Below are 12,394 nucleotides of genomic sequence, written 5' to 3' on the forward strand. Positions count from 1 at the left end.
CGGTGATTTCATCGCCGCGTGCATCGATTTCATCGGCAATGGTGTTGATGAATTTCGCGCGTTCTTCGCGGGTGGAATAGCCAAAGGTCCAGAAGGCTTCCTCAGCCGCCTTGGCGGCCTGATCAACGAGGGCCGGCGTTCCAACCGGGAAGGTATTGGCCGGGCCGTGGGCCGGTTCGGACTGGAAGGTCGTCTCGCCAGCGACCCATTCGCCAGCAATCAGATGTTTTCCTGTCAGGCTATAAGGCATGATGTTTCTCTTTTTCAGTGGGTGGTGAGGTGAGAAGCAAAGTCGATTTTACTGAGCGCTCGCACGTAACTCGGACAAGGAAAATTTGGGAGTCAGGTCTTCAGGATCGGTGATCACCTCGATCACGGCAGATTTTCCAGAAGCGGCAATGGCATCAAATGCCGGTCCGAACTGATCCGTGCTTTCGACCCGGGCAGTTGCAAGTCCGTATGCCTCGGCAAGTTTTACAAAATCAGGATTTACAATGTCTGTGCCGCTGACACGTCCGGGGTAGTTCTTTTCCTGATGCATACGGATAGTGCCGTACATGCCGTTGTTGCACAGAATAACAATGACGCGAGCACCAAACTGTTGGGCGGTTGCCAGTTCCTGCAGGGTCATTTGGAAGCACCCGTCACCAGCAAAGCAAATACTCAGACGGTCTGGGTGACGTAGGCTCGCTGCAATCGCAGCGGGCAGACCATATCCCATCGTTCCCGATGTCGGAGCTACTTGGGTTCTGAAGCGGCGATGCTGGTAGAAGCGGTGTACCCAGACGGTGTAGTTGCCTGCGCCATTCGTCAGAATGGCGTTTTCCGGCAGGTTTTCATTCAAGTGTTTGATCACAGCAGCGAGGTTAACCGGGCCATGCGATGTCGGATTTGGCGTCGACCATGAGAGGTAATCGCTTCTCGCCGCCTGCGTCCAATCGGACCAGACCGGTTTTCTTGTCGGTGCATCCAAAGTAGTCAGCGCAGAAAGCATGTTTTTCATGCCGCCGCAGATGCCGAGCGCCGGGGCATAAACCCGTCCAATCTCGTCTGCATCGGGATGGATATGAATGATTTTCTGTTTGGGGACGGGAACATCAAGCAAGGTATAGCCAGATGTCGTGCAATCGCCGAGACGGGCACCTAGAACCAGAAGAAGGTCAGCTTCACGTATGCGTTTTGCCAGTGCCGGATTAATCCCGAGGCCTGCGTCACCGATATAAGACGAATGAAGCGCCGACATACGGTCCTGGCTACGGAAACTGCACGTTACAGGCAAGTTCCACGCCTCGGAAAACTCTGCTAAATCTGAACATGCCTGTTCATCCCAGGTTTCTCCACCGGCAATAATCAGCGGTGATTTTGCGGTAGTGAGGAGATCTTTGATCTTCTCAAGCTGTGCCGCAGCCGGTGCAGCCTGAACAGGAGTAACTCGTGCCGGAAGCTGATCAACATCGACGATGTCGCGTAACATATCCTCTGGCAGGCCAAGGACGACCGGTCCCGGGCGCCCCGAAGTGGCAACCTGAAATGCCCGTGTCAGAAGTTCTGGAATCCGCGCGGCATTATCAATGACAGCGGTCCATTTGGTTTGTGTGCCAAAGATCGCCTTGAGATCAAATTCCTGAAAAGCCTCACGCTCTTCGTCGTCACGGCTGATTAGTCCAACCATCATGATCAACGGGGTGGAATCCTGATACGCAACATGGACTCCGGCATAAGCGTTTGATGCGCCGGGCCCCCGCGTGACCAGGACAATTCCGGGGCGTCCTGTCAGCTTGCCATCAGCATCAGCCATGAAAGAGGCTGCACCTTCATGTTTGGTCGCAACAAATTCGATTTCTGGCGTATCGACCAACGCGTCAAGAACGGCAAGGAAACTCTCCCCTGGTACACCAAAAATTCGATCAACGCCTTGTTGAACCAAGACATTAGCGATCACTTGACCTCCCGTGCATTGCATCGGTGCCTCCACTAGACTGTTTCTGATTGGTTTGGTGTGGGGCTGCGTGCCCCAACTAGTTATGTGTCTGCGAGATCAGCACGATCCGCAAGACGCTGCGCAGCAAGTGTGTAATGGTATCGCACAGCTTGCGATGCTGCATTTTCATCCTGTCGTCGAATAGCTTCAAGAACCGCCATGTGTTCTGAAAGGACTTCCGAGCTCCATTCTGTCACACGGGCATTCTTGATCGCGACGGAGCGCAATTCCATGTCGATGCGGGTATCAAGCATCGAAAGGAATTCTTTGATGTACTGATTGCCTGACGCCTCGGCGATCCGCTGATAAAAGGCGCGTTCCGCCAGAAGGTGCTTTTCTGTACCTTCGTCGCCAGCCAGCAGGGAACTTTCCATGTTTCGGTAGGATTTCTCCATGAAACCTATATCCGCGTCTGACCGGTGAAGGGCGGCAAGTCCGGCTGCTTCGGAGGTAATGCCAGTCCGAAGCTGAAGGATTTCAAGAAGTTTCTGCCGTTTTTCGAAGCAGGCGGGGCTAATGCGAAACGCGCTTCGCGCACTTGGTTCCGCAACAAATGCGCCAACACCTTGGCGTGAGTCAACCAGCCCGTCATGTTTCAGGCGTGAAACAGCTTCGCGAACTACAGTGCGCGCCACTCCAAAACTTTCTGCAAGACTTTGCTCCGTCGGTAACTGTTCGCCAGCGGCGAGGTCACCTTCGAGAATCATACGGGAAAGCTTCTGCGAAACGTCATCGGCCAGACTTGGACGTCTGCTTAGTCGCGTAAAAGAGTCCACCGAAATTGCCCTTTGGTTGGTGAATAACAATCAGCTCTCACTGATCTTAATGTTGCGACCTTATGCATGGGTAGCATTTATTTTGTCAACATAAAAACAGGTTGTCAGACAACATGGAGACATGCTATGTCGATTTTTAATGAATAAAAGCCCTGTGATCGAAAAGCAGCGGCAAACACGGAAAATGGAGGAAAACGTGGCGTTTGAAAAAACCGTTGGCTTTGTTGGTTTGGGTGGAATGGGCAGTGGCCTTGTTAAGAACATGCTGCTCAAGGGCGTAAAGGTTCACGTCCTCGATCTTGATCAAGAGAAAGTTGATCTTGCAAAAAGCCGGGGTGCAGTTGTCGCGAACTCTGTTCGAGAGATGGCACGTGACTGTGACGTTCTGGCATTTTGCATCGGTAAGGCAGAAGATGTTCAGAAGCTGACAATTGATACTGAAAGCGGTTGCCTCCAGGATATGAAGCCGGGGCAGATACTGCTTGATCACACGACGACCAGTCCTGATCACGTAGATATTATGAGCGCGGCTTGCAAGAAAATCGGTGTTCGTTATTGCGAAGCTCCGATGACTCGCACTCCGATCCATGCGGAACAAGGATGTGTAAATGTCCTCTATGGCGGTGACTCCGAACTTCTGGAAGATCTGAGACCGCTATTTGATACCTACGCTGAGAACATTTTCCATGTCGGTCCAAGCGGGCACGCCATTCGTTTGAAGCTCATCCACAATTTCATTGCCTTTGCAAACGTAGCTTCTTTCTGTGAGGGCTTCGCCCTTGCTGCAAAGGAAGGGCTCGATATGACCAAGGTCATCGACATCATCTCTGCAGCTGGTGGCAAAAGCGGCATGATGGACCTTTATGGTCGCAAAACTCTCGAACGAGACTTTACGCCTTATATGGCGCTGGAGTGGGCTGAAAAAGACGTTGGCTATTATGTACGCTGGCTGGAAAAAGCCGGCCTCCCGGGCTTCATGGCAAGTTCGGTCCATCAGACGTACTCGCTGGCATCAATCATGGGCTTTGGCCAGGAAGGATGCACAGCCGTTATCAAAGCATATGAACAGCTTTCAGGCGTAGAAGCCGCTTTCCCCAAAGAATCCTGACCCCTCAAGGGGCAAGAGCATACATCCCGAAATCTATGGCGGGGGCGTTTTGCCCCCTAACAAAAACAAACGTGGACAACACGTCTTCATTCCAACGGAGGAAACATCTTGAAAAACTTTAAAATGACAAAGGCAGCACTGTCTGTCTGCGCAACCCTTGTATCAACGTCAGCAATGATGACCGTGTCATCAGCAAACGCAGAGACGGCACTGCGACTGTCCCACTTTGCTGCGGAAACGCATCCGGGACATATCGCAGCAAAGCAGTTCAAGGAACGCGTCGAAGCACGAACCAATGGCGATGTTGTTGTCGAATTGTATCCGGCCAACGAACTCGGATCGCCGCCCGAACAGCTTGAGCAGACTGTTCTTGGCATCATTGACATGAACCTGCCGACACAGGGTGCGCTCGACAAATATGAAAAAGCTTTTGGCACGGTGATGACACCGTTTGCGTTTGGCAGCTATGAGCAGGCGCACGAAGTTCTTGATGGTCCATTCATGGATTGGGCGGCGCCGAAGCTTGAGGAACAAGGTTTGGTGATGCTGTCGAACTGGGAATACGGTTTCCGCAACGTGACCAACTCGGTTCGCCCGATCAACAGCCCGGAAGATCTTGCGGGCCTGAAACTCCGGACCCCGCCAGAGTTGCAGATCGTCGCAGCACTTGAGGCGGCCGGAGCGCAGACCACCCAGATTGCCTTCCCCGAGTTACCTGGCGCACTTACAGCAGGCGTGGTTGATGGTCAGGAAAACCCGATCGGTGTCATCTATCACTACAAGATGTACGAACTTCAGGAAAACCTTGCCCTTACGCGTCACGTCTACAATTCCATGGTCCACGTGATGAACAAAAGCAAATGGGATTCCCTGACACCGGATGAGCAAACGATCGTCCGCGAAGAGAGCATTTCTGCGGGCAACCTCATGCGTGAGTTGGTGCAGGAGCAAGAAGCTGACGAGCTTGCCAAAATCAAGGAAGCCGGTGTTCAGGTTACCGAACCCGACCTCGAGAAATTCAAGGCTCAAATGGGTCCGGCATATGAGCGCGTCAGCGAATATTCCGGCGAAGAGAACATGAAGAAGTTTCTCAGCTTTATCGGGAAATAAGCACGAAACCGCAAAGAGCGGACGTGTGACCTTTTTCAGAGAGAGGGAGCAATGTTTTTTTCCCTCTCTCACCTCTCTTCGAAATACATTTTCTGAAAGTCTGTGACCATGCTTGCACTGATTGTTCTGTGCGCACTTGTGGGGCTGATCGTTCTTGGCGTTCCGATTGCAATTGCATTGGGCGTTACTGCCGTTGGCACCTATCTCGCGCTGGGCGAACCGGCAATTCTGACCATGTTGCCGCAACGCATGTATTCGTCGACAACTTCATTTACACTTCTTGCCATCCCGTTCTTTATTCTGGCCGGTAATCTGATGAATACAGGTGGCGTAACAGAGCGCATTTTCCGATTTGCTGCGGCTCTTGTTGGGCATATCAGAGGCGGGCTTGGCCAGGTTAACGTTGTCGCCAGTCTTATTTTTTCAGGCATGTCAGGTGCTGCTGTGGCAGATGCGGCTGGTTTGGGGCAGGTCGAATTCAAAGCCATGCGCGATCGCGGCTATGACGAGCGGTTTTCCGCTGCGATTACTGCCGCGTCCTCGACCATCGGTCCTGTATTTCCCCCCAGTATCCCATTCGTGATTTTCGCAAGTCTCACCGGGATATCGGTTGTTAAGCTGTTCCTGGCGGGGGTTGTGCCAGGCCTTCTCATGGCGGGTGCCTTGATGGCGGCTGTCTATGTTGTTGCTGTAATTCGCAAGTTTCCGCGCGAAATGCGCGCAAGCTATCATGAGCTATGGGTGTCGCTTAAAGGTGCGCTACTTCCACTAGGCACACCGTTCATTATCATTGCGGGCATTCTGACCGGCATTTTTACGCCCACTGAAGCCGGTGTTACGGCGAGCTTCTATGCGGCCTTCCTTGGCCTCGTGGTCTATCGCGAAATTTCACTTTCGTCGCTGCCGGCTATCCTCTGGGATACGCTTCTTCACACCATTCGTGTGCTGTTTGTGATTGCTGCTGCTGGCTTCTTTGGGTGGCTGTTGATCCATCAACGCGTGCCCAACAGTGTCATTACGGGACTTCTCGCAATTTCAGACAATCCCGCTGTAATCATGTCGTTGATTGTTTTGATCCTGCTCGTCCTTGGAATGTTCCTTGAGGGCATCGCTGTCATCGTAATTACGGTTCCGATCTTTATGCCTGTCATGGCGGCAATCGGCGTTGATCCGGTTCAGTTTGGCGTGATCATGATCATGTGCTCGATGATCGGGCTCCTCACTCCGCCAGTCGGTATGGTGCTGTTTGCAATCTCGAGTGTCACAAAGGTTCCGGTGGGCGCGCTGATCCGCGAATTGTGGCCTTACCTGATTGGTATCTTTGTGGTCTTGCTCCTGGTGATCTGCATTCCTCAAGTGTCTACCTGGCTGCCTGAATTCGTAATGGGGGGAGGCCGGTAATGCAAACCCTCTACCGACTTGATCAAATCATTGGCGTCCTGCTGCGGTTTATCGCGATTTCGTGCCTTGTCATCTTGATGTTTATCCTTGGTGCGAACGTGGTTTCGCGCGTGACGGGCTGGTTTTCGATGGGCTGGTACGACGAAATCATCGAGCTGTGCTTCGCATGGATGGTTTTCTTTGGTGCTGCCGAGCTCTGGCGCGAAAACCAGCATTTCCGAATTGATTGGCTTTATTACGCGCTGCCATGGGCAAAGCGTCGGATCCACACTGCACTGATTTCTGTAATCAATATCCTGTTTTTGGGGTTCCTCTTTGTCGAAGGCTGGAACCTGACAGAACGCAGCAGTGCCTTAACCCCGATTATCGGTTTTCCGGTTGCAGTCCTCTATGTCTGCATTCCGGTCAGCGCAGCGATCATGTTGCTATACGCCATCATTGATCTTTTCAGACATTCACCTCGGCACGCCGCCGAAATTGAAACCATCGACGACATCTAGTCCTCAACAAAGTCAGGGAATCTGAACATGATTTACGACCATCGCACTTATACCTGCCGTCCCGGTACCATCGGTAAACACCTCAAGCTCTATGAAGCCGAGGGCTGGCAGATTCAGAAAAAACATCTTGGCGATCCGGCAGTTTATGCTGCCACCGAAACCGGTGATGTGAATTCTTATGTGCATATCTGGCAATATGACAGTGCTGCAGATCGTGCCGAAAAGCGTGCAAACCTTAAAGCCGATCCGGAATGGCAGGAATATCTCAAGAAGTCAGCTGAAGCTGGCTACCTTGTCAGCCAAGTAAACAAAATTCTGACACCTACTCCTTTCTTCTCTGCTCTCAAATAGGGTTGAGCGGAGAACGATAAACCTTCAAAAAATTGCGCGCGACACAGAGATTGTATCGCGCGCAATTTTCGTTTTCGGGGCAATGCCTATTGGCGGTACTGCTCTTTTTCTTTGCAACGGGATACGGGTTCCCGAAGATTACTGTGCAGCCCGATCAAGCCGGGTTTGGGCGGCAAACCATTTTTCGATGGCTTCGACCTGATCAGGCTGCATCCTGATGCCAAGCTTGGTCCTGCGCCACAGAACATCATCTGCGTTGCGGGCCCATTCATTGGCCATCAGGTAGTGGAGTTCAGCTTCATACAGGTTCGGGGCGACTTCCGAGCCCAAATCACCAAGTGACACCGCCGTACCGATGATCTGACGGATTGCCGTGCCATAGCTGCGCACAAGGCGACGCAGCAATGCGTTGGGTAACCAATCATAGGTCGCCTGGACCTTGGCAAGGAAGGCGTCAAAGTTGCCATCTTGCATGTCGCCGCCGGGCAGAACCGCATTGGCTGTCCAATCCTTGGCGTCGCTGCCCAGAACCGGAGCCAGCTTTTGCATCGCATGTTCAGCCAGCCTGCGATAGGTCGTGATCTTGCCGCCATAGATCGACAGTATCGGGGCGGCGTTTCCACTATCCCCCGTATCAAGATCAAAGACGTAATCACGGGTGACTGCGGACGCATTGGCGTTCTTGTCGTCATAAAGCGGACGCACACCGGAATAGTCCCAAACCACGTCCTTGCGGCCAAGCGGTTTGGCGAGATAGCCATTCACCAGATCCAGCAGATAGTCGACTTCCTGATCGCTGATTTTGACCTGTGCCGGATCGCCGGTATAGGCAACATCGGTGGTCCCGATCAAGGTGTAGTCCTGCTGATAGGGGATGGCAAAGGCAATGCGGCCGTCGCCATTCTGGAAGATATAGCAATGATCATGGTCGTGAATGCGCGGCACCACGATGTGGCTGCCCTTGACCAGTCGAAGACCGGCGGACTTTTGGCCAAGTCCGGCATTCTCGACCATCTCAGTCACCCAAGGACCCGCGGCATTGACCACGGCCTTGGCGCGGACAGATTGCGGCGTGCCATCCGCACCGACCAGTTCCGCATTCCAGTGATCATGATGACGCACCAGCGATGCACATTTGGTCTGCGTGCGGATTTCAGCACCACGTGCCTGTGCATCCTGAGCATTCAGAACCACAAGCCTGGCATCATCGACCCAGCAATCGGAATAGGAAAAACCGCCGGCAAAGTCGGCTTTGAGCGGTTCGCCTTCCGGCGTGTCCTTAAACGAAACGGCACGTGATCCCGGCAGGCGTCTGCGTTTCGCCAGATGGTCATAGAGGAACAATCCGGCCCGCAGCATCCATTTCGGACGCAACCCCTTGTGATGGGGCAGGACGAACGTCAAAGGCCAGATGATATGCGGGGCGGCGGCCAACAGAACTTCGCGTTCCTGAAGCGCTTCACGCACCAGTCGGAACTCGTAATGTTCAAGATATCGAAGGCCGCCATGGATGAGTTTGGTCGAGGAGGAAGACGTTGCCGAGGCCAGGTCACGCTGTTCGACCAAAAGAACAGAAAGACCGCGACCGGCGGCATCACGGGCAATACCTGCCCCGTTGATGCCGCCGCCTACGACAAGAAGGTCGTATGTTTTGGTCACGTCAGATCACCTTTTTGCGCAGGTAAGCTGAAATGGCTTCACCGACAATGACCAGACCAATGATTGCAAGAAGGATGGTGGCAACCGTCTGCCAGGCAAAGGTATCAATCGCCCCTTGAAGGATGATACCGATACCGCCTGCACCAACCAGACCCAGAACCGTACTTTCACGCAGGTTGATGTCCCAGCGCAGAATGGAGACGGCAAAGAAGGTCGGCATGACTTGCGGAATGACGCCATAGACCAGAATCTTGAAGCGCGATGCGCCAACAGATTCAAGGGCCTCAATCGGGGCACGGTCGATTTCCTCGATCGCCTCGCCCAGCAATTTGCCAAGGAAGCCAAGTGATCTGAAAATGATCGCAAGGATACCGGCCAGAACACCCGGTCCGAACACGGCAACAAACAGCAGCGCCCAGATGATGGTGTTGACCGAACGCGACGACACCAGAATGAAACGGCCAAGCCACAGCGTGAAGCGGTTCGGCGTGGTGTTCTGTGCTGCGATCAAGGCAATCGGCAGGGACAGGAACACGGCAAAGAAGGTCGCGATCGTTGCTATATTAACCGTTTCAAGCAGCGTCCAGCCGATTTCCTGCCAGCCTTCAAGGGATGGCGGGAACATGCGGGCAAACAGATCGCCCATCTGTTCGGGGGCGTCCCAAAGCCACGGCCAGATGATGTTGATGGTCGAAAGCGACCAGACAACAGCCAACGCGACCAGTGCGGTCAGGCCGTAACGCCGCCAGCGTTCCTTGGTGGTGTAGCGGGACCATTCGCGATGGGCGATTGCTTCCGGTCCGGTAGGTTGGGTAGTGGCTACCATAGGTTCCTCCTGATCCGGCCGCTGATGGCCTCGCTGACAAGGATCACACCTATGATGCAAAGGGTAATCGCCAGCGCAAAGTCATAGTCATAACGCCCAAAGGCATTAAGAAGGGTCGATCCGATACCGCCCGCACCAACGATGCCAACAATGGCAGATGCGCGCAGGTTACTATCAAGCTGATAGATCGAAAGACCGATCTGACGGGGCATGATCTGCGGGATCACGGCATAGAGAAGGGTGACAAACGTCGCCCCGCCGGCAGCACGGATCGCCTCGACCTGGCCCCAGTCGATTTCCTCGATCCGTTCGGCCAGCATTTTGGCAACGAAACCGATGGAATAGACCGTAAGCGTCAGAATGCCAGCCAGCGGGCCAAAGCCGACAGCTTTGACAAACAGGATGGCGACAATGACCGGATGGAAGGAACGGGCAACGATGATGACGCCACGCCCGATGGTATAAAGCCATTTGGGCGCGATGTTTGAGGCGGATGCAAAGGCAATCGGAACGCTCAGCGCCAGACCCAGCAGGGTCGAGACGATGGCGATCTTGATGCTTTCCATAAAGCCGTCAAACAGCAACTCACCACGGATGAAGCTCGGCGGGAAGGCGCCCTTGAAGATACGGATCGCGCGCGGCACACCGTCCTGGATGCGATCCCAGTCGAATGGCAGGGTTGTTATGGCCCACCAGACATAGGCAAACACAGCAATCAGAAGACCCCAGCGCAACACAGGGTTGGCTATAAAGGGGGGCTTCTTCCATGTGCGGCCCGTTGATTGAACGGTGCTGCTCATCGTGCGGCGACCTCGCGCAGGTGGTTGTTGCTTTCGGCGCCGCCACGTTCTTCAGCCGGGACGCCGGCATAAATTTCATCCATCGCGTCATTGTTCAGATCAACGGGTTCTCCGTCGAAAATGATGCGGCCAAAGCGCATGCCAACGATACGCTGGGTGTATTCTTTGGCTTCGTTGACGTTGTGGATGTTGATCAGAACCGGCAGGTGCAGCTCGGATGCGAGCGCGCGCAGCAGTTCCATGATCTGACGCGATGTTTTCGGATCAAGCGATGCGGTCGGTTCATCGGCCAGCAGGATTTCAGGTTCCTGCATCAGGGCGCGCACCACACCAACACGCTGGCGTTCACCGCCGGAAAGTTCATCGGCGCGTTTGTCGGCATAATGGGCGATGCCAACGCGTTCCATCAGGTGGAAGGCGCGGTCGATATCTTCCTGCGGATATTTGCGCGTCACGGCGCGCCACGCCGGAAGATAGCCCAGACGGCCCGACTGGACATTTTCCATGACCGTCAGGCGGTCAATCAGGTTGAAGCCCTGAAACACCATGCCGATGCGGCGACGTGCCAGACGCAGCGCCTTGCCTTCAAGTTTGGTCAGTTCAGTGCCATTGAGTTCGATGGAGCCCGAAGACGGTTCCACCAGACGGTTGATACAGCGCAGCAGGGTACTTTTACCCGCGCCCGACGCACCGATGATGGAAACAACACTCTCGCCCGGCACTTCAAGGTTCAGGTTCTTCAACACTGCCTTTTCGTCGCCATAGCGTTTTACAAGTTCTTTGATACGCAGCATTGCGTTACCCCGAATAAAATGGGTGGCACAGGGCCTGCCAAGGCAGGCCCTGCAAAGTTCGGATCGATTGGAAAGTCAGAAATTACTTCAGGTTGTCCGGGGTGTATTTCACGCCGTTTGCGGCCTGAATTTCACGGATAACAGCCCAGTCGTCCTGATAGGTGACCGGCAGGAACTTCGACACACCCTTGAATTCTTCACCAAGGGCGGTGCCCTTCATGTCAAAGGTAAAGAAGGCTTCCTTGATCTTTTCGATCAGTTCCGGCTTCAGGTTGTAGGCATAGTTGAACGAAGTGGTCGGGAAAGGCTTGCTTTCATAGATGATTTTAACTTCGTTCGGATCATACAGATCACGCTGGGCCATACGTTCGACAACTTCGGAGGCAACCGGGGCTGCGTCATAGTCACCGGCAACAACGCCGAGGATCGACTGGTCGTGCGAACCTGAATAGACAACTTCGTAATCCTGTTCCGGAACGATGCCCTGACCCGGAAGCAGTGCACGCGGTGCAAGGTTGCCCGAGTTCGAAGTCGGCGAGGTGTGGGCAACGCGTTTGCCTTTGAGGTCCGCAGGGGTGTTAATGCCGCTATCAACGCGGGTGTAAAGCTGCAGGGTGTAACCAAAACGACCGTCATCCGCACCCATCAGGGCGAACGGAACCGCACCGGCAAGGTTCACGGCAAACGGGGTCGGGCCGGTCGAGAAGCCGGCAACGTGCAGGCGACCTGAACGCATCGCTTCAACTTCTGCCGAGTTCGACTGAACAGCAAAGAAGTGAACGTCCTTGCCAGTTACTTTTTCGAGATGCTGCAGGAACGGATCCCAGATATCGGCATAAACCGCCGGATCTTCAACCGGGGTGTAGGCAAAGACAAGGGTGTCCGGGTCGACCAACTGGTCGGCTGCCGGTGCGTCGGCAACCAGATCGCCGTCCATGTCGCAATACATCGGGTCAAGATCGCCGCGCGCGATGCAGTCATCTGCTGCAGCGGCCGGGGTGGATGCCATGCCGACCATGCCGATTGCGGCAAGGAGGGTGGTGAGTTTTAAACTGTCGGTTTTTTTCGGATATGAAAACACTGTTTTC

At 54.0% G+C, this 12,394-nt stretch carries 12 protein-coding genes and 1 pseudogene; 5 read left to right on the top strand and 8 right to left on the bottom strand.

The genetic code is table 11. The features are described 5' to 3' along the window. The 3 genes and pseudogenes from UF64_RS04960 to UF64_RS04970 all read right to left on the bottom strand — a co-directional run. Positions 1–250: pseudogene (locus UF64_RS04960) on the bottom strand (aldehyde dehydrogenase family protein); the annotation flags it as partial. A gap of 48 nt (positions 251–298) precedes the next feature. Beyond that, entirely contained in the window at positions 299–1,942 is a 1,644-nt protein-coding gene (locus UF64_RS04965; protein WP_369792939.1) for a thiamine pyrophosphate-binding protein, read from the bottom strand. An 80-nt stretch (positions 1,943–2,022) separates the two neighbouring features. Next, on the bottom strand, positions 2,023–2,757 hold the full coding sequence (locus UF64_RS04970) for a FadR/GntR family transcriptional regulator (RefSeq protein WP_152630608.1): 735 nt from the start codon (positions 2,755–2,757) through the stop codon (positions 2,023–2,025). 139 nt (positions 2,758–2,896) lie between these two features. Between UF64_RS04970 and UF64_RS04975 the strand changes: the two genes are divergently transcribed. The 5 genes from UF64_RS04975 (at position 2,897) to UF64_RS04995 (ending at position 7,227) form a co-directional block, all read left to right on the top strand. Then, positions 2,897–3,865 (top strand): NAD(P)-dependent oxidoreductase, encoded by a 969-nt coding sequence (locus UF64_RS04975; RefSeq protein WP_044827534.1) that lies wholly within the window; start codon positions 2,897–2,899, stop codon positions 3,863–3,865. Between the two features lie 123 nt (positions 3,866–3,988). Beyond that, positions 3,989–4,975 carry a TRAP transporter substrate-binding protein gene (locus UF64_RS04980; RefSeq protein WP_044827535.1) on the top strand — a complete coding sequence of 329 codons (987 nt, stop codon included), beginning with the start codon at positions 3,989–3,991 and terminating at the stop codon, positions 4,973–4,975. A 108-nt stretch (positions 4,976–5,083) separates the two neighbouring features. Next, positions 5,084–6,376, top strand: coding sequence for a TRAP transporter large permease (locus UF64_RS04985; protein WP_044827536.1), 1,293 nt, complete (start codon positions 5,084–5,086; stop codon positions 6,374–6,376). After that, positions 6,376–6,876 (top strand): TRAP transporter small permease, encoded by a 501-nt coding sequence (locus tag UF64_RS04990; protein ID WP_044827537.1) that lies wholly within the window; start codon positions 6,376–6,378, stop codon positions 6,874–6,876. The genes UF64_RS04985 and UF64_RS04990 overlap by 1 nt, the downstream gene beginning before the upstream one ends. A 27-nt stretch (positions 6,877–6,903) precedes the next feature. After that, a complete protein-coding gene (locus UF64_RS04995; protein WP_044827538.1) occupies positions 6,904–7,227 on the top strand; it encodes an NIPSNAP family protein in 324 nt (107 codons plus the stop codon). Positions 7,228–7,365: 138 nt separating this feature from the next. Here UF64_RS04995 and glpD read toward each other — a convergent pair whose 3' ends face one another. The 5 genes from glpD to phnD all read right to left on the bottom strand — a co-directional run bounded on the left by glpD (position 7,366) and on the right by phnD (position 12,315). After that, the gene (gene glpD, locus UF64_RS05000; protein ID WP_044827539.1) at positions 7,366–8,886 is read right to left on the bottom strand and encodes a glycerol-3-phosphate dehydrogenase; all 1,521 of its coding nucleotides are present in this window, start codon (positions 8,884–8,886) and stop codon (positions 7,366–7,368) included. Between the two features lies 1 nt (position 8,887). Further along, positions 8,888–9,712: a phosphonate ABC transporter, permease protein PhnE gene (phnE, locus tag UF64_RS05005; RefSeq protein ID WP_044827540.1), complete on the bottom strand. Its 825-nt coding sequence runs from the start codon at positions 9,710–9,712 to the stop codon at positions 8,888–8,890. After that, positions 9,706–10,512 (bottom strand): phosphonate ABC transporter, permease protein PhnE, encoded by an 807-nt coding sequence (gene phnE, locus UF64_RS05010; protein ID WP_044827541.1) that lies wholly within the window; start codon positions 10,510–10,512, stop codon positions 9,706–9,708. The genes phnE (UF64_RS05005) and phnE (UF64_RS05010) overlap by 7 nt, the downstream gene beginning before the upstream one ends. Continuing rightward, positions 10,509–11,306 carry a phosphonate ABC transporter ATP-binding protein gene (gene phnC, locus UF64_RS05015; RefSeq protein ID WP_044827542.1) on the bottom strand — a complete coding sequence of 266 codons (798 nt, stop codon included), beginning with the start codon at positions 11,304–11,306 and terminating at the stop codon, positions 10,509–10,511. Before phnC ends, phnE (UF64_RS05010) begins: the two co-directional genes overlap by 4 nt. Positions 11,307–11,388: 82 nt before the next feature. Further along, positions 11,389–12,315, bottom strand: a complete 927-nt coding sequence (gene phnD / locus UF64_RS05020) for a phosphate/phosphite/phosphonate ABC transporter substrate-binding protein (RefSeq protein WP_235284969.1) — start codon at positions 12,313–12,315, stop codon at positions 11,389–11,391. Positions 12,316–12,394: the final 79 nt, after the last annotated feature.

Origin of the sequence: Thalassospira sp. HJ, assembly GCF_000948415.1 — a bacterium.
Classification (GTDB): Bacteria; Pseudomonadota; Alphaproteobacteria; order Rhodospirillales; family Thalassospiraceae; genus Thalassospira.

Excerpts from the sequence above, each read along its gene's own strand:
- UF64_RS04975 (WP_044827534.1), top strand. The coding sequence starts at position 2,897 with ATGAATAAAAGCCCTGTGATCGAAAAGCAGCGGCAAACACGGAAAATG.
- UF64_RS04980 (WP_044827535.1), top strand. The coding sequence starts at position 3,989 with ATGACAAAGGCAGCACTGTCTGTCTGCGCAACCCTTGTATCAACGTCA.
- UF64_RS04985 (WP_044827536.1), top strand. The coding sequence starts at position 5,084 with ATGCTTGCACTGATTGTTCTGTGCGCACTTGTGGGGCTGATCGTTCTT.
- UF64_RS04990 (WP_044827537.1), top strand. The coding sequence starts at position 6,376 with ATGCAAACCCTCTACCGACTTGATCAAATCATTGGCGTCCTGCTGCGG.
- UF64_RS04995 (WP_044827538.1), top strand. The coding sequence starts at position 6,904 with ATGATTTACGACCATCGCACTTATACCTGCCGTCCCGGTACCATCGGT.
- phnE (WP_044827540.1), bottom strand. The coding sequence starts at position 9,712 with ATGGTAGCCACTACCCAACCTACCGGACCGGAAGCAATCGCCCATCGC.
- phnE (WP_044827541.1), bottom strand. The coding sequence starts at position 10,512 with ATGAGCAGCACCGTTCAATCAACGGGCCGCACATGGAAGAAGCCCCCC.
- phnC (WP_044827542.1), bottom strand. The coding sequence starts at position 11,306 with ATGCTGCGTATCAAAGAACTTGTAAAACGCTATGGCGACGAAAAGGCA.
- phnD (WP_235284969.1), bottom strand. The coding sequence starts at position 12,315 with ATGGCATCCACCCCGGCCGCTGCAGCAGATGACTGCATCGCGCGCGGC.